Origin of the sequence: Exiguobacterium sp. RIT341 (assembly GCF_000632205.1) — a bacterium.
Classification (GTDB): domain Bacteria; phylum Bacillota; class Bacilli; order Exiguobacteriales; family Exiguobacteriaceae; genus Exiguobacterium_A.
In genome coordinates, this window is the sequence record NZ_JFYW01000009.1 from 119,087 (window position 1) to 141,272 (window position 22,186).

Consider the following 22,186-nt stretch of genomic DNA (forward strand, 5'->3'; position numbering starts at 1 on the left):
TCCCTTGCTTCTTGTTATATTCAGCTCACAAAGTATCTAATTAATTCGAAAAATATATATGCAGTCGGAAGTGAATTATGTCATTTATGACATTAAATAGTTTCCGTCCTGATGTTTGGTTTTCGATTGATAACACGTCACCATCAAACTCAAACGGTTTCCCCATCTTTGGAAACGGCATCTTCTTCAATAACCATTCTACTTTTGAAGAATCAAACGGTCCTTTTAACTCCGCCGTTTGCGCATCCTTCAACTCTCGATACTTCTCTGCATGCAAATACTCATAAAAGAACGGTGCTACTTCCTCTGCGGTAATCGGCTCCATCCAACGCTCTTCTCCCCGCTCAAGCATCGCTAGCAAGACGACCATCTTATAACTCCGATTCATGATCGTCTTTTCGACTTGTTCAATCAATTCACGATTTGCGTCGTACGCTTTGACCTCTTCGTCTGATAGCTCCTGATGCTCCTTCAAGAACCCAACGTAAGAACCCCACTCCTGTTTATAGCCTTGTGGAACTGCCGCATATTCTCCAATCTCAACATACGATGGTCGACGACCAAGTTCGTATTTGATTTGCTCGTATTGTTCAATCAATCGTAACTTCCGCTGACTCGGTTGCCGGAGTCGATGAATCAATTCCAGTGCCCGCGTATCGAACTCAATTACACAGCCGGGCGGTGGCGCAATCGGTTCTATTTCTCCTCGCTTGAACGACTCTTTCATCGTTCCGAGCAGCTTCAGCTTCGTTTCGACGTTGCGATAGTTCCCAATCAAGTCAATGATGACGCAGTGCGATTTGTGCTGTGCCAAGCGTAAGCCGCGTCCGATTTGTTGCGTATAGATGGCGACAGACTCAGTTGGACGACAGAACAGGAGTGTATCGACTTTCGGAATATCAACACCTTCGTTAAACAAATCGACGGTAAAAAGGACGTCAATCTCGCCCTGCTCGAATGCTTGCATATATTGCGCGCGATTCGTCGTCTGCCCTGTCAGTGCAAACGCCGTCGTTCCTTTATCCCGGAATACTTGCGCCAGATATTCCGCTTGCTTGATCGACGAACAAAAGCCGATCGTTTTCGTTTGACGATGTTTTCCCCATGAATGATAGATATTATCTGCGACCTCACGATCAAGTTGTCGATGCTCGAGTTGCGTCGCATCATAGGTCCGACCGATTCGTCGAATCTGGGAATAATCGATCGTGTCATGAATACCGTAATAATGAAACGGTGTCAAAAACCCTTCAGCAATCGCTGCTGTGAAGTGCATCTGGAAAGCAACGTTATGGTGACAGATCGCATAGACATCCGCTCCGTCCATCCGGTCTGGTGTTGCCGTCAGACCAAGCAAGAAACGAGGCGTGAAATGATCAATGATTTTCCGATAACTCGTTGCTGCCGCGTGATGGAACTCGTCAACAATGATGAGATCAAACTGGTTCGTTGCAAAACGGTCCAAGTGACGCTTTTGCGCCAACGTCTGGACGGAAGCGAAGACGATCTCTGTCGTCTCCGTGACGGTCCGATCACTACCGATATAAAAGCCGGTCTGCCAAGCCGGATTGACTTTTTGAAACGAACGCTCTGCTTGCACTAATAGTTCTTTTTGATGTGCCAGGAATAGGACTCGTGTAAAGTCTCCCGCAAAGAACGCACTCAGATAGGTCTTCCCTAATCCAGTCGCAAGCACTGCCAATGCACGTGTCCGTCCTTCTTCCATCGTTTCCCGTAACGCGTGCAGCGCTTCTTCCTGCACCCGGTGTGGCAGGATTTCTGATGCAACGACGACTGTTCCTTCGTCATACTCGACTTCTGGTTCCGCGACATATTGACGTGCCGCGTACTCTTGACGATAAGCATCTAAGACAACCGGATTCAGTTCTTCTGCCGATTCGCTGAGGTAAAGATCCATGAAGGCATCAATCGCATCATCAAGGATCTGTGGAGCGACAGCTTGTGGTAGATGGACGTTCCATTCGATTCCAGACCGAAGTGCACTGTTCGAGATGTTCGACGAACCGACGATTGATAAGCCAGTCTCTGCGTTTCGAAACAGATACGCTTTCGGATGGAACGAGCGTCCGCCTGACCGATAAAAGCGAACTGACAACCCATCCAGCGCAAGCAACTGCGCCAATGCTTCTGGATCGGTGATATGTAGATAATCGCCAATCAACAGCCGAATCTCGGCTCCTCGTTGCAAGGCGCGACGAAATGCCGGGACGAGTAAGGCGACGCCTGACTTCTGGGCAAACGCTGCGACGATATAGACTTCCTCCGCCTGATCAATTGCCTCGACCAGTGAGTCATATAAGTGATGCGTCGTCAGCTTCGCTTCCGGGATCAATCTTCGACCTCGATCAGGTAGAGGCGTTCTTCAAATCCGCCGCGTTGTTGCTGTTTCTTCGTTCGGACGGCTTCCAGTTCCTCGACTGTCACGCCATGTGTCTTCGCTAACGCTTGGATGAGCTCCAGTAAATCAGCTAACTCCTCGACAGCGTCTGCTTCCGTCGTTGCTTCCTCGTATTCAGCCAGTTCTTCATGCAATTTCTTTTTCGCTTCCACTAGGAATTCATTTTCGTTCAGCGTTCGGAACGTCGCTTTTTTTCCGTTTTGGTCGATGATGTTTGGAATCGCGTCTCGAACTAATTTATGATAAAGTGGCATATCAATTCACTCCTTTGAAGGGTTGAGGGATATCCGAGTCGAATCACTCGGTGTCGTACATATGTATTTTATAAGAGGAGGTTCTTTTCATGTCTACATTCAAACAGATCGACACAACAAACGCCCCTGCTGCGATCGGTCCTTATTCGCAAGGCTTTATCGCAAACGGAACACTCTATGCTTCCGGTCAAATCCCGATTGATCCGGCAACAGGTGAACTTGTACCAGGCGGAATCACGGAGCAGACGGAACAAGTCATGCGAAACGTCGATGCCATCCTGAAAGAAGCAGGACTGACACCTGACCGCGTCGTCAAGACGACATGCTACTTAACAAGCATGGAACACTTCGCTTCTTTTAATACGATCTACTCCGATTACTTCGCACCACATGATCACTTCCCAGCACGTTCTTGTATCGCTGTGAGGGAACTACCAAAAGGTGCATTGGTCGAAGTCGAGATCTTAGGACTCGTGTAATCTGATCGCTACGCACTCGTTGCGTAGCGTTTTTTCTACTTAGAGTGATTAAATACTATCTGCCTTCTTCACCTAACTCCTTTTTCATCACTTTGTTTTGAATCGCATTCATCATAATCGGTATTTGCACGACCAGATTCAAGGCGCTGACTCCAAGAACCAGTTGACTGGCTGTCAATGGATTGAAGTATCCTTCGCCGTATCCTTCCCCTACACTGAGTGCAATCGCGTACGAAATTACAAACGAAGCCATGTTGCCGATGACGATGTATTTCGGTTTCCCACTCCGCGCAAGTGAATACGACAGAACACCAAGTCCAAATAAAAATAAGGCATACCCTAGTATCGAACCCTCTTTCCAGTCGAGGTAAGGTCCAAGCCAAGCAAACGGAATCAAGTACAATAGTGCTCGTTTCATTGTTCACCCTCTCCTTCTTCATCTTCTCGGTTACTCCCGGCATCATAGTAACCGTATAAGAGTTCCCGAATCATCTCCCACCCTGGTGGAAACACATTTGAACGTGACACTTTTTCTGTACCGTGTTCTGTCGTCACATGAATTTCCCAATCCGTTCCGTCCATAATCGTAAGACTTTCAGGATCCGAGTATTCCCGCCATTTCTCGGCATCGAACAAATCTGACCACATGTCGATCAAATAGATATCCTCTTCCGTCAGTTTTATAAGTAACGGATCCATTTCGTCAGGTAAAATTAATCCATGCGGAATCCATGGTGCTAATACTTCTTCCTCATCTTCCGCACGAACCGTTCGAGTTGCACGGTGCCACCAAAACGTCTGTCCTCTTCCCATGCCGGACTCTCGGAAATAAATTCGTTCGACTGTTTGCATCGTGATCATCCTCTAAAATTGATATTTCCATTATAGCCCATTTGATATTATTAACCTGTTACATTTTTTACTACGGTTCTGCTGATTTCTGTTGCTGTGAAACATTTTTCTCCTTCTATCAGTAGATGTATTGAAAGGAGATGTTTCACATGCATGTATCCATTCACCAAGCCGGTTATGACGTCGGTCAACCCGTCTTACAAGAGATTGCGTTTTCTTTACAGCCTGGATCCATCACCGGTTTGATCGGTACGAACGGTGCAGGAAAAAGTACAACGATTCAAGCGATGTTCGGTACGTTGCCTTGGGTCGAAGGAGAAATCGATTTACCGGTCTCCCTTGCCTATATTCCGGAACAGCCGACCTATTATGAATATTTGACGCTCGCCGAGCACCTTGAGCTGGTCGCCTCACTTCACGAGACAGATCACGCTTACACGGAACGACTTTTAAAGACATTCGAACTGCATGCTGTCACAGGTGACTACGTATCCTCTTTCTCTAAAGGAATGAAACAGAAGGTGATGCTCGTCTGTGCCTTGATGCAACGCGCAGACTGCCTGATCATCGATGAACCGTTCGTTGGTCTTGACGCGGTCGCGACGATTCGCTTGTTGCATTTACTTGAAGCAGAACGAACGCGTGGCGTGGCGATTCTGCTCGTCACCCATGTCCTTGATTCAGCGGAACGCCTGTGTGACGACTTCGTCTGGATTGATCAGGGGCGCATCAAACATCAAGGAACACTCGCTCAAATTGGTGAAGCCTCCGGTCAGCCAGGCGCTCGCTTATTCGACATCATGGAAGCGATGGTACTCGAGCATGATTGAAACCTTTCTGAAGCAACGGATCCGTCGACGGCACGCTGAACAACGTCGCTTCTTTCGGGAAATCTTCGACTGGACGATCTTGCTGTATCTTGTCGTTCCAGTCGTTCTATTCATCATCTATGAGACGATTCAGATCTTAAATGGTCAAGCGGACTGGGTCCAAACCGTTCCGGTCGCTTGGATTTTACTCGGATGGATGCTGTACGGGTTCCTGCCCGCCTTTTATGCTTGGTTCGAACCGGCGGATCGTCTCTTTTTCAAACCGGTTCCTGGAGTAATTGTCCGGATGAAGCGATATTCTGTTCGGTACCATTTCGTGCGGATTTTTCTATTAACTGCCGGCTTACATCTACTTTGTTTTCCATTACATAGTATCCGGTTTGACCAATCTGGCATCACCGTACTGCTGACTAGTCTCGCACTTTCTTTACTCCAACCGTTTTTTAGCTTCTGGACATACCGGTTATCCGGGCAACGGTTTTTGCGGAAATGGAGCGGTCATCTCGTCCTTGCAACAGGACGCATCACCTTGTTGCTTCTGCTGTGGCTTCAACCGCATCCAGTCCTCTTCGTTGTCGCACTATGTATATTGCTGTTCGGATCTCTTCATGTCCGGCACTGGTCACGGCGTGAGGACGGATTAACGGAGGATATCCTGTTGTCGATGAAACGACAGTCGAGTTTATCCGCGACCGTCCTTGAATTGAACGGGTCCTTACCAAAATCCTCTCATCGAAAGCGACCGCTGCTTCATCTGCGACTATTCAAGCAGACGCACCATCAACTCCCACTGCTCACGTATCTGCGGGATCCGAGTAAGCGCCGCTTCTTGCTCCAGCTGTTCGCTGCGATGAACTACGGTCTTCTCGTCTTACCATGGATCGGACGCGGACTCGTCATCGCCTTCGTGCTATTCGTTCTCTTTCAAGAACGGAAACAACATCACACGTGGTTCCGCAGACAATCATTCTACCAGCATATTTCCAATTGATTGATTTCTGCTATACTTTTTCTAATACATGGTTGGAGGGATGACTTCATGCGTACTCATTTATTCTTATTCGGAGGCGGTCCTCCATTTACACCGAATTTGCAAAAACGGTTTGCTGCATTAACGAATGGTGGTCCGGTCGCGATCCTGTATGTCCCACGTACTGGTAAGGACTGGGTGACCTACGCCTCGATTTATACGGAAGCGTTGCAGGAAGAGGGTATTTCGTCCTTCGTCCATCTACCACTGTCTGACGCGCCAACGGATGAACAGCTCGCGCAACTACAGCAATGTCAAGGAATCATCATCTCCGGTGGCGAGACCGAATTGTATCAGCAATACTTGGTCGCGACACCGATTGGTGACATCATCCAGTCGCGTTTCGTAAACGGTGTTCCGGTCGCCAGCTTTTCTGCCGGTGCCCTCGTTGCACCCGAACGTTGTGTGATTCCGGAGATCGACCAACGCGACAATCGACGTCTTCGCTTGCCTGGTCTTGCCCTACTGAAAGACGCAGTCGTCTGTGTGCATTACGAGACGTGGGGCGAAGCCGCCCACCTCGTGCAATCCTTTACGGAAGAAAGCACGAGCCGTGCCTTCGGACTTGCCGACGCAAGCGGGATCTATCTATGCGATCAGTACTTGATCGAAACAGAAGGAACCGATCCCGTCGTGTTATCGCGGAGTCCCGTCAGATGACGGCGATCGTCCCTGCTGTCAAAGGCATCATCATTCATGAGCAACGTCTCCTGATCGTCCGCCGGGCTGTCGCTGACTTCGGCGGCGGAACATGGGAGTGTCCAGGTGGAAAGATCGACTTCGGTGAACTGCCGCTCGACAGTCTCGTTCGCGAGATGAAAGAAGAGACACAGTTGACGGTTACGCCGGAGCGTCTACTCTATGCCTCGAGCTTCCTAACGCATCCCGATCGGCAAATCATTTTGTTGATGTACGTCTGCTCGACGAACCAGACGAGCGTTCAGTTATCCGCAGAACACGACGCTTATCTCTGGGCGGACGAAGAAATGATCCGTCAGTTGATCGCACCAAATATTTTGGCTGATTTTGAGCGATATGATGTCTGGTCTCTCCTTAGTTGAACGTAATATACTGCCCTGTCCAATGCTCTCGTCAGACAAGACAGTATTTTTTTCATTACCGGACAGTTGTTGTGTTTTTAAAGTAATGAACAGGGAATCCCTTAAATATATCTATCGTATACATTATTAAGGGGGAATCTTTCATGGACCGTCAAGCCGAAAAACGAAAAAGTAAGATGCCGTTCTTCATCATTCTTGTCATTGCCATCTTTGTCATCGTTGCTGCTGCGTTGATCATTTATGTGACGTCTGAACCAAAAGAAGAGACACAAGCACTTATGACACATCTTGCGACTGTCCTTCCGATTTACGTGAACTAGATTCACAAGACCTTTACACAAGTCGTACAACGCCTTCATACATGTTGAGCTATCTCCTCCCGATAGGAATACGGGAGGAGATATTTTATGCCAAAGAAAAAACGATTACTGGCACAACAATTAAATGGATGGTTGATTCCGATCGTCGCTATCGGACTGATCGTGATCAGTGGTCTAAGCGTTTACGCGTCGTACCAACAATCCGTCGCAGCGACTGAGGAACGGCTGATGCGTGAATTAACGATGTTTGATGCGAACGTCCGGGCAACGTTTCTCGCATATCCGAATGATGCAACAGACCGTACGCGTGCCATTAAACGATTGCAACAGCAACAGCGAACCGACTTATCACGTGATGACTACACAACTCGCTTTCAAAGCCTGAACGCGAGTGAGGCGTTCCGACCGTTGACACTCGACCCAGCAAAACGGAAACAACTACTACAGCATTTAAAAACAGCTCGTACATATGCCTTTTCAAATCAAGACCAGTTTCTTGTCGCGATGACGATTCCGGAACTCGATGACGTCATCTTGCTGACGACCGATCGCGATAAATTAATCGCTCCTGCTCGAGATTTAGCTTGGACACTCATCTGGGTGAGCGTGGTCACACTTGTCAGCATCAGCCTCTTGATCCGCTGGCGAATTCAACGACAACTGGCACCGTTATCGAAACTCGCCCTACAGATTGAAGAAGCCCATGCGAAGCGATCGTATCGTCCGTTAACGCTTAAGACGACGACCTTTGAGTTACAACAGCTGACGTTTCAATACAATCAATTGATGCAACAGATTGGGGATTTGACGGTCGAGATGCAACAAGCCAGTCAGGAACTTGAATCCGTCCAGCCCCACTTTTCATCGCACTTATCCGCGATGGATCAGTCGGTGCATGCCGTCGATGAAGTCGCCGGTTCCTTACTTACGCAATCGACGCAGATGAATCAGACGATCATCGCCTCCACACGTTTGACTGCCCAAGGACACGATGCGTTAAGCGAAATGCAAACGACACTTCTGAACAGCCAACGTGCCGTAACTCGTTTTCAACAGACTGTTCAGACGAATCACGCGACACTTGGGACATTACAACAAGAAAGCCACTTGCTGAAGGAACAATCCGCGACGACAGAGCAAATCTTGCAACAGACCTCACATCTGCAGCAACAGATGGAGACCTCGATTTCCCACATCCAGCGTGTCGCTGAAGAGACGCGCCGCCTATCGCTGAATGCGCTGATCGAGGCAACTCGTGCTGGCGAAGCCGGTCGTGGCTTCACGGTCGTGGCCAAGGAAGTCGAAAAACTAGCAATTGATATCCGGACGAGTACGGACCATATCCGTCAGGTCAATCAGACGTGGACGGCAGGGCTCACTCAAGTCGAACAAGCGCTCTCGCAGATGACGGAACGGTTTCTCTCGACGTCACAACAGCTCGAGACGGCAACAGAGCACTTGCAACAGATGCTGACTGAAGCGACGACGATCGAGACGACACTGTGGACCGTTGAACACCAACGTCAAATCGTCGCAGAAGTCCAGTCGAATATGCAACAGCATCTACAATCTGTCCAAAAGTTGATGTCAGAGCTCTCGTCCTATAGCCAAGTACTCGGGGATCAAATGCAACACCACGTCATTCAGCAAACGGAATTGAAGACACATAGCGCGGTACTCGAGTCACGGATCAGTTCGTTGCAACAGACCGTTCGCTCGAGCGAATCATCGTCTTAACAAAAAGAGCGCCTGCCATTCCTGGCAAGCGCTCTTTTCCTCTGTTCTCAGCCGATATAACGTGCTTCCTTTTTATCGATGATATTGCGAATCCGGTTCTCCGTCACCTGATACTGCTCCGCCAGTTGACGAATCGTCTTCCCTTTTTCATATTGGGCGCGAATCGCTCGAATCTGGAATGATGACAGTGTCACATGTTGTTCTAATAAGAGATCAAACTCACCAAGTAGTTCGGTATACTGCTGATCAAATGAAGGCAACACGTCCAAGTTCGATAACTGATCGTCAGCTCGTTTACCGTTGCGTCGGACGAGTCGCGCTTCCGTGACGTCAACCGTCAGAAAAGCTTGCGCAACGAGTAGACCGACCTGCACTCGTTCTCCTCGCCCCCGTTGATAGAGCGTGACTTTCCGATATCCTTCCCGATTGAGCCGCGGTCGGAGCAAGACACCTTTTCGGCGTTGTCGGACGCCGCGACACGTCACGATTGTCCGATCAAGCGACCTTACGCGACCAAGTGACGAGACTTCATATATACCTACATAGCCGATGACGGCCTTCCATTGCTCTTGCATAGTTGTCCTCCTTCAGACAAGGACACGACGGGACTTCATACCTGAATTATACCAAATCACGAACAAACGTTCTAGTGATGTCACTCATCGGAATGTGCTATTCTTAGCAGAAAAAGGAAATGAGGTTCGTCCATGAAATTTGTCTTGTTACTTGGTCCCCAAGCAGTCGGAAAGATGACGATTGGTCAGGAAATCGAACGGTTGACGGAGATGAAAGTCTTCCATAACCACCAGACGATCGACTTGTTATTGCCTTATTTTGATTTCTCTGAACCCGCCCATCACCGCTTAAAAGATACGATTCGGCGCGAGATGTTCAAGGAAATGGCGAACAGTTCGCTTGAAGGTGTCTTGTTTACATTCGTCTGTCTATTCGGCGTCGAAGGTGGTGGTCTCGAGTTCATCGAAGAAACGGTTGAGTTGTTCGAACAAGCAGGTGCTGACGTCTATATCGTTGAACTGGATGCGCCGGTCGCAACCCGTCTGCACCGGAACACGACCGAAAACCGATTGACGCACAAAGTAACGAAGCGTGACCTCGCCGCTTCTGAACAAGACTTACGCGAGACGGCGGACAGATACCGGACACGCTCGCTGCCAGGCGAACTACCGGACGTCAATTATCTCTTCCTTGATACGGAACAGTTAAGTGCGCGTGAAAGCGCTGAAGCGATTTGCGAACATTTCAACTGGTCGAAAACAACGGTCTAATCACAAATAAGCCCCGTTCTGCTCAGCAGACGGGGCTTTAATGATGAAGTTCGCGTGCATATCGATTCGCCTGCAACTGAAATCCATTCCGACGCCAGACCGTTTCACTGCCCGCTTCACTATAGACACGCTTCAGTAATAACGTCCGTGCGAGATAAGACAAAATCGATGTCAGTGCTTCCGTGATGTACCCGTGCTGATCGTCCTCATCAGTCGTCGTGTAACGTAAGGTTCCGGTGGATGCATTCCAAGTGAAGATAATCGTTCCGACGACCTTTTTCTCACGTATCGCATGTAGCGTCCACTTACAACCCGATTCTTCATCCGTTGCTTCGACAAATAATCGTGACGTTTTAAAATCCGGATGCCGTCCTTGCATTCAGCTCTCCTCCTCGACCTCAAACGTTGCTGTCGCGTAAGCCTCTCCGTTAATCAAAATCGTCAATGTGTGTGTACCAGGATAATGGACACGCGTCGTCATGTTCCGAAACGATTGGCGTCTTTCGACTTGTAAGACACCTTTAACTTCCCGCTCCCGCAGTTGAAACACCTTCCGACTCGTTCTGCGTTGTTTGACGTAATCGATCGCGTACTCCAAGCGTAAACGTTGTGGAACAGAACTCGTCACGGTGAACGAGAAGTCGAGCTCTTTGCCAATCGTAACCGGCGAGACGACTAAATTTGTAATCTCGACCTCACCTTGCGTAACGTGACCGAACAATTGTAAGACTTCTGGATTTCCGCGTTTGAGTAACGTCCGGGAGGCGTGGCGCAAAATCCAGTCCGTGTTCGGATCTGTTCCTAAGTGACGTTCGATCCGCTCAATCAGATATTCCGGATGTGTCTTTGAAATATCGTTCAAGTGATTGGCGACACTTTTTCGGACGTAGAGTGACGGATCCTGTAGTAAGGCGTCAAGAATTGGTAATGCCGGTCGCGGATCAGCAATCAGACTCGGAATCGCTTGTCCCCATGGCAGACGCGGTCGTGTCCCTTCCGACGCTAAGCGCCGAACATGTTCATCGTCTGATGTTGCCCACATGAGTGCTTGCTCGAGATAACGCTCTTGATCAGCGAGTAGAAAACGCCGGACAGCGAACTCAGACGTCGAATACGGTGTCAATTTAGCGAGTGTCTCTAACGCAAGCTTCCAGTCAACGAGTGTTGCTGTCCGCTCGACATACTCGGGAAAAACAATTCCCGGTAGTCCGGTAAACTGCGGTGCGAGCCGCTCTAGCTCCGGCACCGAGTCCGGAAACGGTGGCAGGACGGATTCTAGCGTCTCCGTAACACGACGGACGCGTTGTTTAAACGCAAGCTCGTCCCAGTCCTCCCGTTCGACTCGTCTGCGAAAGTCTGGTACATCGACCGCTTCTTCTAATTCATCGAGCCAACTCGGTGAAAACACATCTTTAATCAAACTCATCCTATATCTAGTCCCTTCCGTGTACGCTCCAGTTTGAGCAATGTTTCCTTGCGTGCAAGTCCCCCGGCGTATCCACCTAAATCTCCATTCGTTCGAATGACCCGATGACATGGAATGATGATTGCTAGTTGATTTGCTCCGTTTGCTCGTGCGACAGCGCGGACGGCGGTTGGTTGACCAATTCGGATGGCCAGTTCCTGATACGAGATCGTCTCGCCACTCGGAATCCGTTCAAGTTCTTCCCAGACGCGGCGTTGAAAGGGCGTTCCGTACCGCATCAGTGGCGTCTGAAACAAGAACGGTTCTCCTTTGAAGTAACGACGGAGCTCCCCTTCAATCTGTTTAAAGACGAGTGACTCCCCAGGCACGATGACAGCACGCGCTTTTTGACGCAATTGTTCAATTTCTCGCTCAAGTCCCCGTCGATCGACGAATTCAAGGAGATGTAAGTGTTGTTCATCCGCAATCGCAAGCATCGAACCGAGCGGTGTATCGAGCCATTTCGCGCGCAAGACCTGTCCGTCAAAACGAGACGGTGCTTCCCCGAGCATCCGTGCTGACGCTTCACGAAAACCACTGCTTGATTCATAGCCTCCTGCTAACTGCCCTTCGATGACCGGCTTCCCAGTCCGAATCTCTTTCATCGCTAACCCCATCCGCCGTGCCCGAGCATAGGCAACGAACGTCATCCCGAACCGTTTCTTGAACTGGCGCCGTGCTGTTGATTCGTCCAAACCAAGTGCTCGGAAATCAGCTTCTTTGAACCGTTTATCTGGTTCTGCCTCGACTGCTTCGATCAAACGTTGAATCGTACCGTGATCGCCTGGATAAGCGAGCGGATGACACCGCCGACACGGTCGATAAGAGGCAAGCAATGCCTCTTGCGCCGTCTCGAAAAACTCGCAGTTCTCCGCTTTCGGTTTTCGTGCCGGACATGTCGGGCGGCAAAAAATACCGGTCGTCTTGACCCCGACGAAAAACGTTCCTTCGTACGTCACGTCTCGTCGAACGAGTGCTTCGTAATACGTGTGATGTTCCATCGCTTTCTCCTCCTTTGCCTTTAGTATAACGGCTTGTCCGGTTACGATGTCGCCGAAAATCAGGCATTGATCTGTTTAAGATTCAGTTAAGAATTCTCCTCCTGTTTTCGAAAGGGACGACGTGCATACTACATGCTATACTCAACGGAAAATAGGGTTTCATGTTTGATTTTTTTAAAAGAAACACTTCACGGAATCGGTGATCTTCGGATTTCAATCAAAGAAGGAGCACAAGGCATCCAACTGATTTGCTCGAATGCGATTGAAACGATCTATACGCTAGAGGAACTAAACGCGTGACTGACGCCGTTCGGAACGTCTGACGCATCGCGTTCTTCCGGCGGTTCCGATATTGGTCTGTCGATTGTTCAACAAATCATGGCGCGCCATCACGGAAGTGTCCAGCTCACTTCAACAGACAACCGCTTTTCCGTCACGTGTCGTTTTCCGCGTCATTCGTAAGTCAGCATCCGATGCTCTCGTCGGGTGCTTTTTTGGGTTAGGTTGTTACTTCTTAGACACTTCTTTGAAATTGGAATTCGATACACTAAAGACTGTTAGAAATTAGTTGTCGTTTTAAAGGAGTTGTTCGTGTCTTATGAAATCCTCGTCTCGTTCGATTACATATATGCCAGGGCTTGACGGCTTACGCGCTTTCGCTGTCCTGTCTGTCATTCTCTACCACTTATCTGTTTCATTCTTCTCTGGTGGTTTCCTCGGTGTTGATCTCTTTTTCGTCCTATCCGGTTACCTGATTACTGGTCTTTTGTTACGCGAGTGGCAAACGACCGGGCGCCTCGATTTGAAACGGTTTTGGATTCATCGTTTCCGTCGTTTGTTCCCAGCTCTATTCGTCATGCTGTTACTCGTTCTCGGATATGTAACCGTCTTTGAACGCGAGCTATTGCATACAGTTCGTCAAGATAGTGCCTTTGCGCTTATTTACGGAACAAACTGGTGGTATATCTTCCATGACGTCTCGTATTTCGAGTCGTTCGGGAAACCGTCACCGATCCAAAACCTTTGGTCGCTCGCGATCGAAGAACAGTTCTACCTGCTATTCCCGATCCTACTTTGGTTCGGCATGAAAAATCGTCGCCTGTTCCTTCAATTGATTGGTGTCGCGATCGGCGCATCCGTGCTCGCGATGGCGATTCAATTCACACCGGGTGAGGATCCGAGTCGTTTCTACTACGGTACCGATACACGATTATTCGCCTTATTGATCGGGAGCTTGCTCGCGTTCGCGTGGCAACCGACCCGCTTTAAGATTGATATCCCAAAACGTGGTGTTCGATTGTTGAATCAAACAGGTGCTGTCACGTTGCCACTCTTACTTTTACTGATGGTTGTCACGAGTGAGTTCGGAAGCTTTTTATACCGCGGTGGCTTTTTCATCGTTTCGCTCCTTGCCGCCCTATTGATTGCTACGATCGCCCACCCGGCGTCGATTTGGAGTCGTTGGTTTGCGCATCCATCACTTATTGCGATCGGCAAACGGTCGTACGGCTTATATCTATGGCATTTTCCCGTCATCACGTTGCTGACACCGGTCGAGCAAATTGGAACATTCTCGGTACTACGGACTATATTGATCATAGTTATTCTTGTTGCGTTAACAGAAGCGTCGTATCGCTTCATCGAGCGTCCGATTCGTCAACTCGGACTGTCTGGTTACTTGAAGCGTTTATCGCTACATCCGCAACAGTTACGTCAGTTCTCAACGATACAGTGGGCGAGTGTTGCCGTGTTGACAATCCTTATCGTCAGCTTCATTGGTAACTTATCGATTCTTGCTGTTTCCGATACACCGAAGCCAGAACCCGCCTTCCATAAGATAGCGGCGCCAAAAGAAAAACCGAAACCGGTCCTCAAACCGACGACACCGAAAGCAAAACCTGATCAACGAAAAATTTGTCGACCGACGCTTGCGATTGGTGACTCCGTCCTGCTCGGTGTCGAAGATTATCTCGGCAGTACACTCAAACAACTGACGATTGATGCGAAACTCGGACGGCAACTACGAGAAGCGATTCCGCTAAGTGAACAGTATGCGTCGTACAATCAACATGGACGCCAAGTCATCCTCCATCTTGGAACGAACGGCAGCTTCCGCAAAGATCAGTTGAATAGCTTACTCGACCAATTTGCAAATGCAGATCACATCTATCTCGTGACAGCACGGGTGCCACGCCCGTGGGAAGCAGAAGTCAATCAGATGTTACGAGAGGCATCAAAACGGAAACGGGTCGAACTGATCGACTGGCATGCTATTGCTGTCAAACATCCATCTTACTTCGAAGCAGATGGTGTCCATTTGAATATCAAGGGCGCCCGGGCCTATTCGAAGATTCTTGCGAAAGCAACGAATTGCGCTGTTTCAACGAAATAAGACCACGTCAAACAAGGTAGCAGATAGTTCCGCTACCTTGTTTTTTCGTGTTCACCCTGTCGCAAGTAGTCCAAGGTAGATCAGACTGACACTAAGAAGGCTCAGCAAGACACCCAATGCATGTCGTCTGAATCCGAGTAAGAGCAGTGGTAAGGTGGCGATCCCAATCATCAAGACCCACCCGTCCCCTGCTGGACCACTGACCGGTAGTTGACCTAACGTCGGTTGTTCCAAACGACTGAGTGATGCACTTGCCATGAACAGAAGTATTAAAATAATACTCTCCATCCGGAGTAACGGACGTGGATCGTATGTCGAGTCGAAACGTAACCGACGCCTTACGAGCGTTCCATTACAGAATGCGTAGAACAAAAGTGGTAGCAGCAAGAGGTGCTTCAGCAACAACGCTTGACCGTATGGCACACCCCAGAGATTCGTATAACGTTCAAGTGGAATCGCCAGTTGCATCAGTAGCAGACCCGACAGGATGACACCGGTAAAAGCAATCCGGGCAAACGGACTGAACCAGTTTAAAAAGGCGGACCAATGAGCGGTCGAACGGGCACCAACAGCTACCCAAAACACGACACCGATCCAAGCTGTCACACATAAGAAGTGACTACACTGAAGCGTCCACCCGAGCGCACCGTATTTGACCGCCGCATGACTCGTTCCTGCGATACCAATCCATAACGGGATCGTCAAGAGTGCGAGCAGGATGGACCGTTGCTTTTGCCATGCGAATACAATCAATAGGAGTAAAGCAGAGAAGTAAATGACAAGAAACATTTGACCGATATGCAAAAGTAACCCCGTTCGTAGAGCCTCTGTCATCGTTTGCGTCGAAAGTAGAAAACGAACGGCACCAAAGACCGGGATGCTCGTTCCAAGAACGAGCATCCCGAGTCCTGCTACCGCCCAAGACGTACCGTCCATTAATGGCGGTTTCCGTTTCCTTGGGATGAAGCATAATACCAAATAGCCCATCCAAAGCGCTCCACCCATGTAGACGAGTAGTTCTCCTAGAAACGCACTCATGTCGTGCGACGACGTAACAAAAGAAGGATGACGATACTGATTAACAGTCCTCCGACGATCCATGGGAGCAGTGTCGGAACGAGTCCTTTTGAAACTGGCTCCGCTTCAGGAACGACTGCTGCTTTTGTTTCCATCGGCTCAGCCTTTTCTACGGTGCTTGTTTCAGCTTTTGCCGCACCTAGTACCGTAAAACGAATCGTTCCTTTAACAGGATGACCATCATCTGAAATCGATGCCCACTTGATCGTGTATTTTCCTTCCGTTAAAGGCTCTGAGACGACAGCACTCAGTTCATTTCCGATGATGAGCGGTTTTGCGAGAGACTGTTCGACGCCATTCGCGTCTACTACACGTAAGGTGCTTGTTTTTTCAACAGCCTCACTAAACGTCAAGCGGATTCGATCGACGGGCTCTGATAACACCGCTCCTTCTGCCGGATTGGAGCTTTTTAAACTCGTGTGTGCTTCAACGGAGATGGGAAGCAGACAAATGAGGAATAGAAGTGCAAATCGGATGATACGCATGTCGTTTACCTCCTTTCTGCTTGATGTGTATAAGAAAACCCGCTGTTTCCAGCGGGTCGTCCTTTATTGTTGCGGGCGACGACGGAGTGCAAAGAATCCAAGGATCGATGCTGCTGCGATACCAAGCAATGACCAGACGATACCTGTCGTCGATGAAGCTTCTTGCATACCACCGAGACCTGTGTTCGGCATACCAGATGGTGCACCTTTGAATTTATCTGGGAACTGATCGACGATTGCTGTCGCTGTTCCTTCCCCTACGCCGTACATATGCGCGTACGCTTCGCGAATCGCGGGGTACGCTTTGTCGTAATCTTTTTCATTGTAGCTATTGAAGGCGAGTAAGAGTTGGTCGATGTGGACCTTTAGTCCTTCTTCCAAATCTTTTGCTTTCAAGCGTCCTTCCGTTGCAGCATCGAGGAATGCTGCTTGTTCGACACGGTACTCATCGAGTTCTTTTACAGCCATGTCGCGTGTTTGATCGTCTTTTGCACCTGTTGCTTTGACGTAGTCGACGAAGTAGCCGATATGGCTCGACCAGATTTTCTTGAATTGTTGTGCTGCTTCACTGCCGTAAACGGAACCGATTGAAGCCGACAAATCATCTGTATTTTGACTCAAGGCACCGGCTGCCGCGTCAAAGTCCTTTGCACCGTCAATTCCTTTTTGCATCGCGAGCACCGCAAGCGCTGCGTGCTCTGAGAAGTTCCGGTTGAGCCCGGCACGAAGATCGGCTGCTGGTGTATCGACTTTCGTATTTTTGAATTTATCTGGGTACTGATCGACGATCGCACCAGATAATCCTTCTCCGACCATATACATATGCTCGATTGCTTCACGTAGATTGCTGTAGGCAGCGTCATAATCACCAGCAACGTAACTATTAAACGATGTTAACAATTGCGTGATATGGACTTTGAGCCCTGCTTCGAGATCTGCTGCTTTCAATCGCCCGCCTGTTGCTTTATCAAGGAATGCAGCCTGCTCGACACGGTACTCATCCAAATCTTTCAATGCTTTTTGTTTAGCATCTTCATCTTTTGCTCCAGTCGCTTTGACGTAATCGACGAAGTAACTGATGTGGCTCGACCAGATATCTTTAAACGCTTTTCCTGCATCGTCACCGTAGACAGAACCGACAGCTGCCGCTAAATCATCCGTATTTTGATTCAAGGCACCGGCTGCTTGTTCAAAATCTTTTTTACCATCAATTCCTTTTTGCATCGCGACGACTGCGAGATATGCGTGTTCAGATAGAATTTGATCGAGTGTCGCTCGTAAATCCGATGCTGGAGATGAGACATCGAGGGAGACTTTTCCTGAACTGTGAGACATCTTACTATGGTCCTCATGACCATGTGCACTAACACCTGCTGCTGGAATCAACAATGCGGCACTAAGCGGAACAGCGAGATACGACTTTTTCATCTTCATCTTATGAACACCCCTTTGATTTTTTGGACTTCACATAGATAACGTAAGGAGTTCACGAATGGTTTTATCTTTTTACATTTTTTATTTAAAATATTTTTTAATCAGAAATAAACTTATGTAGTACTTTCATTATTTTTAGTTTTTATTTACTCATTTCACGAAACAGCTGACTTATTTTCTAATCAATTCATTAGAATCTTCTTATAACCGCATCTTTTATTTTTTAGAACAGGAGTGGAATCATGAAACGAATCGTCATTGGTGCATTGCTCGCTTCCCTCGTCGTCTCGCAAGCAGTTGGACCTGTCGAAGCAAAAAGTAAAGCGAAGAAGAAACCTGTCGTGCAAGTCGATCGAGACAAAAATGGGATTCCAGATGCTTGGCAAAAACAATATCATTTGGGATATGGAAAACAAGTCGCAACAAAAGATCACGATCGCGACGGTTTGATGAATGTACAAGAGTATCAACTTCGCCTCAACCCTACAAAATCGGATTCGGACCGCGACGGAATCAAGGATGGGAAAGAGGATTCGGACCGCGACTTACTTACGAATCAACAAGAATACACAGCGCATCTAAATCCGTTGAAGAAGGATTCCGATCAAGATGGTATTTCTGATGATAAAGAAGATCAAGACAAAGATCGATTGACGACACGAGAAGAATTCATCGTGGGTACGCAGCCACTGAAAAATGATTCAGATCGTGACGGCATCAAAGATAACAAAGAGGACCGCGATCAAGATACGCTTCTGAATGAAGACGAGTTCGAACTTGGTTCTGATCCAACCAAAGCAGACAGCGATCAGGATGGGACTCGAGACGATCAGGAAGATACGGATCAAGACGGAGTTCAGAATGACCAAGAACTCAAACGGATCATGATCAAAGTAACGGATACGAATAAGAAAAAGTTCGAGTGGCATTACAGTAATGAACATCAACGGAAAGAACTACGCTTTAAAGACGAGATCGGTATTACTGACGTTGCGACATTAAAAGATCGTCTTCTCGTCACACCATCGATGACGGAAGAAGAATTATTAACGTTAGTCGCACAGGCGCTTCAATTACCAAACATCAAAACGTTACACGTCCAGATCAAGTTCTATAATGGACAAGAGCTTGAATCGGAAGATGAACACGCGGATGACGATGGTGCATCGGATGATTCTGGGGATGAAGGCGATGACGATTCCGATGATCATGGCGATGATCATGGTGGTCACGGTGATGATGATTGATCCTCAATACACAAAGAGAGAACGGAAAACTCCGCTCTCTCTTTTTTCATACTCCTATTAATGATGGTGACCGCTACTTCCACCAGCGGGTTTTGCTCCACCTTGTAAGATTTTTAAATCCTGCGCCGACAGTTTTCCGACGATGAATTGCCGTGTCGGCATGATCATCGCACCTTCACTGCTCGCATGCGCTTTGACATAATACAAGCCGGATTTCGGTAATGTCTTCGCAATCGTGTAGACACCCGGCTTCGTCTCTTCTGCCGGTTCCATACTATAGCGGACTGTTCCGTCTGCTTTCCAGATTTCGAAGTGGACATAGTCGACTTTTTGAGCCGGTTTCGCTTCACGCCAAACCGTCGCTTCGAACGTTTGCTTTTTCTTTGCGTCCGGTTGTACGTCTTTTGGGATATTCATTTTGATCGATAACGGATGAACGACTGCGTACTGCTCCGCCGCATCAGAATCAACGGCGCAGCCGGCAAGACTCGTCGTCGTGACGAGCAGTCCACCAAGCACGAATGTTTGCATCGATTTACGCATTGAAGAACCTCCTTACACTCGGAATACGACGAATGACGAGGAAATCGAGTAACCAGACGACGAGCAACGAGAGTCCGACAAGTGGGAAGACAATTCCCAGCACAACAAGCACAGCGAGGAATCCTTTCAACATGAATGCTTTCGGACCTTTTGGTGCCCCCATCCCCTTACTTGGTTTTCGCTTCAACCACAGATAGAAACCACTGACTGCTACGAGAATGATCCCAAGACAAATCAATAGGCTGATCAATTGGTTGAACCAGCCGAATTCCGTTCCTTTGTGAAGCGTGATTCCGGTCGCGACGATCTTCCCGACGACGCCATAATTGTCATAGCGATAGTCAGCGAGGACGGCACCGGAATATTGATCGAGATGGATCGTTGCTTCATCCTGTGCCTTTGCGGGATACGCGGACAGGGTGTAGACTCCACTCGGATCACTCGGGATGCTGATTTTAAAGCTTGGGTCCATTCCCTGTTGCTTGCCGATCGCAACGATGTCATCGATCGAAGCCGGAACGGCTCCTTCGACTTTCGACTGAGGGACATCAAGTGTTTCAGCGGCCCACGGGACTTCTGCGATATCTTTCGTTTGAAGCGTTGACGTCGGTGCCTCCCCACCCCAGATGGACGGTGGATAGCCCAGTCCTTGGTTCGTGACGAGTGACTGGAAGTTCGTTCCCCAGAAACCGGACCATGGGAGACCTGTCAGGATGAGGAATAACATTCCTGCTGTAATCCAAAATGCAGGAACCGCGTGAAGATCACGACGGAATAACTTCTTACCTTGACGAAGACGCGGGAACAAAACACCTGACAGTCCCTTTTGCTTGCGTGGGAACCATAAGAATAATCCTGTCACGATCAAGACGATTGCCCAACAGGCAACGAGTTCGACAATCCGGTCACCGGTCGTTCCTGCCATCAGTTCTCCATGAATTTCTTCAATTTTGTTCATGATTCGATCGTCGTCCGATAATGTTCCGATGATTTTCCCGGAGTACGGATTGACGAAGACTGTCGCCGACATCTTAGGTGACGAGATGTTCACTTCACTGGATCGATCGTCCGATTCACCCGGTCGGTATGACGTAACGAGCGCGTCCGGATACTTCGCTTTGACGCGATTGATTTGTTCCGTCGCCGTAATGCGATCCGCTTTTGGTGTAACTTCATAATACGATTGATACAGGACGTTTTCGATTTGCGACTTAAATAGATAGATCGATCCTGTCACGGCAAGCATGACGAGGAACGGTGCAAAAATGATACCAGCATAAAAGTGCCACCGCCAAATCGTCCGGTAAGCAGAAGAAGTCGGTGCTTTTTTGACCGTCTCTTCCGTCTGCATGAGATTCATATGTATCCTCCTTCGACAGAAAATATGTCCACTCTGTGAACACCTTTTAGTATAAGCGGTTACAATCCATTTCCACGCACTGCTTGTGACGATAAATTGCCAATCCAGTGTGTAAATCAGGTAGCTTTTAAGAAGTGATGTGCGTCATTTTTTGACAATGATTTCACTTTTTTTGTAGATTACTTCTTATTTCAAAAAACTATCCTTATTCATAAAACCAAACTTTAACCTAAAAAGCGAATCCATTATCGGATTCGCCGTTTTATATGTGATTTACATAGAGGACTCTTCTTCTAATGCTTGCTTTTGACGATGATGATGGACGATTCCGATGACCGCTGCTCCAATGAGGATCACGATGATTGATCCAATGACACCAGGATTCACCTGGAGCCAGTTCCATAGCTCCGACCACGTCACGGCTTCTCCGATCCGGACGATTAAAAAAGTCCAGAGTCCTGTATACACGCCTGCTGCTAAGAATGTCATTACTAAATAGCGCGGTAACGGATAACCGAGGAGTCCGGCGACATAATGAATCGGGTGTCTGACGCCGGGTAAGAAGAACGATAGTCCGATTGCCCATAATCCCCGTCGTTCAATGATTGTTTCTGCTCGTTCTAAGAAACGTGATTTCATCCAGCGTTTGACGAGCGGAATCTCACGGAAGAACCGAGCAAGTAGATAAAACCACGTAAAGGCGATGAAGAAGACCGGCCAAGCGGTCAGCCAGATGACGACCGGGTACATCCCTTCTCTTAAACGCAGTGCTGCAAAACTCATCATCAAGACATCGTCCGACAATGGGGTGAACATGATTCCGCTAGCCAGGCGGACGAGTGCCATGATATCCATCACGTATCCCTACTTTCTGTTTCTCTCTATATTCAGTATCCCCGATTTTTCTGAAGTTG

General features: G+C 48.4%; 26 protein-coding genes. 12 read left to right on the forward strand and 14 right to left on the reverse strand.

Going from position 1 to position 22,186, the window contains the following annotated elements:
- Positions 1 to 40: 40 nt before the first annotated feature.
- Both BW42_RS11545 and BW42_RS11550 read right to left on the reverse strand, forming a co-directional pair.
- Positions 41 to 2,353 carry a DEAD/DEAH box helicase family protein gene (locus tag BW42_RS11545; protein ID WP_052019128.1) on the reverse strand — a complete coding sequence of 771 codons (2,313 nt, stop codon included), beginning with the start codon at positions 2,351 to 2,353 and terminating at the stop codon, positions 41 to 43.
- Positions 2,350 to 2,673, reverse strand: a complete 324-nt coding sequence (locus tag BW42_RS11550; RefSeq protein WP_035411213.1) for a nucleoside triphosphate pyrophosphohydrolase — start codon at positions 2,671 to 2,673, stop codon at positions 2,350 to 2,352. The genes BW42_RS11545 and BW42_RS11550 overlap by 4 nt, the downstream gene beginning before the upstream one ends.
- A gap of 89 nt (positions 2,674 to 2,762) precedes the next feature.
- On the opposite strand from BW42_RS11550, the gene BW42_RS11555 reads away from it, so the two are divergent.
- Positions 2,763 to 3,152 carry a RidA family protein gene (locus tag BW42_RS11555; RefSeq protein ID WP_035411216.1) on the forward strand — a complete coding sequence of 130 codons (390 nt, stop codon included), beginning with the start codon at positions 2,763 to 2,765 and terminating at the stop codon, positions 3,150 to 3,152.
- Between the two features lie 55 nt (positions 3,153 to 3,207).
- Here the strand turns inward: BW42_RS11555 and BW42_RS11560 are convergent, their stop codons facing one another.
- Both BW42_RS11560 and BW42_RS11565 read right to left on the reverse strand, forming a co-directional pair.
- Complete coding sequence (locus BW42_RS11560; protein ID WP_035411219.1) at positions 3,208 to 3,570, reverse strand: hypothetical protein; 363 nt, start codon at positions 3,568 to 3,570, stop codon at positions 3,208 to 3,210.
- On the reverse strand, positions 3,567 to 4,004 hold the full coding sequence (locus BW42_RS11565) for a hypothetical protein (protein WP_035411221.1): 438 nt from the start codon (positions 4,002 to 4,004) through the stop codon (positions 3,567 to 3,569). Before BW42_RS11565 ends, BW42_RS11560 begins: the two co-directional genes overlap by 4 nt.
- A 149-nt stretch (positions 4,005 to 4,153) precedes the next feature.
- On the opposite strand from BW42_RS11565, the gene BW42_RS11570 reads away from it, so the two are divergent.
- From BW42_RS11570 to BW42_RS11590, 6 genes are all read left to right on the forward strand, one after another.
- Entirely contained in the window at positions 4,154 to 4,834 is a 681-nt protein-coding gene (locus BW42_RS11570) for an ABC transporter ATP-binding protein (RefSeq protein WP_052019129.1), read from the forward strand.
- On the forward strand, positions 4,827 to 5,825 hold the full coding sequence (locus BW42_RS11575) for an ABC transporter permease (protein ID WP_035411226.1): 999 nt from the start codon (positions 4,827 to 4,829) through the stop codon (positions 5,823 to 5,825). The genes BW42_RS11570 and BW42_RS11575 overlap by 8 nt, the downstream gene beginning before the upstream one ends.
- A 48-nt stretch (positions 5,826 to 5,873) precedes the next feature.
- Positions 5,874 to 6,524, forward strand: a complete 651-nt coding sequence (locus BW42_RS11580) for a Type 1 glutamine amidotransferase-like domain-containing protein (RefSeq protein WP_035411228.1) — start codon at positions 5,874 to 5,876, stop codon at positions 6,522 to 6,524.
- On the forward strand, positions 6,521 to 6,925 hold the full coding sequence (locus BW42_RS11585; RefSeq protein ID WP_035411230.1) for an NUDIX domain-containing protein: 405 nt from the start codon (positions 6,521 to 6,523) through the stop codon (positions 6,923 to 6,925). The genes BW42_RS11580 and BW42_RS11585 overlap by 4 nt, the downstream gene beginning before the upstream one ends.
- A gap of 143 nt (positions 6,926 to 7,068) precedes the next feature.
- Complete coding sequence (locus BW42_RS16450) at positions 7,069 to 7,245, forward strand: hypothetical protein (RefSeq protein ID WP_023466867.1); 177 nt, start codon at positions 7,069 to 7,071, stop codon at positions 7,243 to 7,245.
- Between the two features lie 87 nt (positions 7,246 to 7,332).
- A complete protein-coding gene (locus BW42_RS11590) occupies positions 7,333 to 8,982 on the forward strand; it encodes a methyl-accepting chemotaxis protein (protein WP_035411233.1) in 1,650 nt (549 codons plus the stop codon).
- Positions 8,983 to 9,029: 47 nt separating this feature from the next.
- Here BW42_RS11590 and BW42_RS16045 read toward each other — a convergent pair whose 3' ends face one another.
- Positions 9,030 to 9,557: an NUMOD4 domain-containing protein gene (locus tag BW42_RS16045; protein ID WP_052019130.1), complete on the reverse strand. Its 528-nt coding sequence runs from the start codon at positions 9,555 to 9,557 to the stop codon at positions 9,030 to 9,032.
- Positions 9,558 to 9,689: 132 nt separating this feature from the next.
- Here BW42_RS16045 and BW42_RS11600 point away from each other — a divergent pair, with 132 nt between their 5' ends.
- Positions 9,690 to 10,268: an AAA family ATPase gene (locus tag BW42_RS11600; RefSeq protein ID WP_035411236.1), complete on the forward strand. Its 579-nt coding sequence runs from the start codon at positions 9,690 to 9,692 to the stop codon at positions 10,266 to 10,268.
- A gap of 37 nt (positions 10,269 to 10,305) precedes the next feature.
- Here BW42_RS11600 and BW42_RS11605 read toward each other — a convergent pair whose 3' ends face one another.
- Genes BW42_RS11605 through BW42_RS11615 form a run of 3 tightly spaced genes read right to left on the reverse strand, consistent with a single transcriptional unit; the run spans position 10,306 to position 12,734 of the window.
- Positions 10,306 to 10,647 (reverse strand): GNAT family N-acetyltransferase, encoded by a 342-nt coding sequence (locus tag BW42_RS11605; protein ID WP_035411239.1) that lies wholly within the window; start codon positions 10,645 to 10,647, stop codon positions 10,306 to 10,308.
- Complete coding sequence (locus tag BW42_RS11610; protein WP_035411242.1) at positions 10,648 to 11,694, reverse strand: DNA alkylation repair protein; 1,047 nt, start codon at positions 11,692 to 11,694, stop codon at positions 10,648 to 10,650. It lies immediately after the preceding gene.
- Positions 11,691 to 12,734 carry a bifunctional transcriptional activator/DNA repair enzyme AdaA gene (locus BW42_RS11615; RefSeq protein WP_052019131.1) on the reverse strand — a complete coding sequence of 348 codons (1,044 nt, stop codon included), beginning with the start codon at positions 12,732 to 12,734 and terminating at the stop codon, positions 11,691 to 11,693. Before BW42_RS11615 ends, BW42_RS11610 begins: the two co-directional genes overlap by 4 nt.
- 165 nt (positions 12,735 to 12,899) lie before the next feature.
- On the opposite strand from BW42_RS11615, the gene BW42_RS16645 reads away from it, so the two are divergent.
- From BW42_RS16645 to BW42_RS11620, 3 genes are all read left to right on the forward strand, one after another.
- Positions 12,900 to 13,034 (forward strand): hypothetical protein, encoded by a 135-nt coding sequence (locus BW42_RS16645; RefSeq protein WP_255344371.1) that lies wholly within the window; start codon positions 12,900 to 12,902, stop codon positions 13,032 to 13,034.
- Positions 13,035 to 13,196 (forward strand): ATP-binding protein, encoded by a 162-nt coding sequence (locus BW42_RS16700; protein WP_081780420.1) that lies wholly within the window; start codon positions 13,035 to 13,037, stop codon positions 13,194 to 13,196.
- 136 nt (positions 13,197 to 13,332) lie between these two features.
- Positions 13,333 to 15,126, forward strand: coding sequence for an acyltransferase family protein (locus tag BW42_RS11620; protein ID WP_035411248.1), 1,794 nt, complete (start codon positions 13,333 to 13,335; stop codon positions 15,124 to 15,126).
- Positions 15,127 to 15,177: 51 nt separating this feature from the next.
- On the opposite strand, the gene BW42_RS11625 is transcribed toward BW42_RS11620, so the two are convergent.
- The 3 genes from BW42_RS11625 to BW42_RS11635 form a co-directional block, all read right to left on the reverse strand.
- Positions 15,178 to 16,164, reverse strand: a complete 987-nt coding sequence (locus BW42_RS11625; protein WP_197026241.1) for a CopD family protein — start codon at positions 16,162 to 16,164, stop codon at positions 15,178 to 15,180.
- Entirely contained in the window at positions 16,161 to 16,688 is a 528-nt protein-coding gene (locus BW42_RS16050) for a copper resistance CopC family protein (protein WP_052019132.1), read from the reverse strand. The genes BW42_RS11625 and BW42_RS16050 overlap by 4 nt, the downstream gene beginning before the upstream one ends.
- 63 nt (positions 16,689 to 16,751) lie before the next feature.
- Positions 16,752 to 18,122 carry a hypothetical protein gene (locus BW42_RS11635; RefSeq protein ID WP_035411254.1) on the reverse strand — a complete coding sequence of 457 codons (1,371 nt, stop codon included), beginning with the start codon at positions 18,120 to 18,122 and terminating at the stop codon, positions 16,752 to 16,754.
- A 242-nt stretch (positions 18,123 to 18,364) separates the two neighbouring features.
- Here BW42_RS11635 and BW42_RS16055 point away from each other — a divergent pair, with 242 nt between their 5' ends.
- A complete protein-coding gene (locus BW42_RS16055; RefSeq protein ID WP_052019133.1) occupies positions 18,365 to 19,369 on the forward strand; it encodes a hypothetical protein in 1,005 nt (334 codons plus the stop codon).
- A 57-nt stretch (positions 19,370 to 19,426) separates the two neighbouring features.
- Here the strand turns inward: BW42_RS16055 and BW42_RS11645 are convergent, their stop codons facing one another.
- The 3 genes from BW42_RS11645 to BW42_RS11655 form a co-directional block, all read right to left on the reverse strand.
- Complete coding sequence (locus tag BW42_RS11645; protein ID WP_035411256.1) at positions 19,427 to 19,912, reverse strand: FixH family protein; 486 nt, start codon at positions 19,910 to 19,912, stop codon at positions 19,427 to 19,429.
- Entirely contained in the window at positions 19,905 to 21,272 is a 1,368-nt protein-coding gene (locus BW42_RS11650) for a PepSY domain-containing protein (protein WP_035411259.1), read from the reverse strand. The genes BW42_RS11645 and BW42_RS11650 overlap by 8 nt, the downstream gene beginning before the upstream one ends.
- A 273-nt stretch (positions 21,273 to 21,545) precedes the next feature.
- Complete coding sequence (locus BW42_RS11655) at positions 21,546 to 22,127, reverse strand: DedA family protein (protein WP_035411262.1); 582 nt, start codon at positions 22,125 to 22,127, stop codon at positions 21,546 to 21,548.
- Positions 22,128 to 22,186 lie beyond the last annotated feature (59 nt).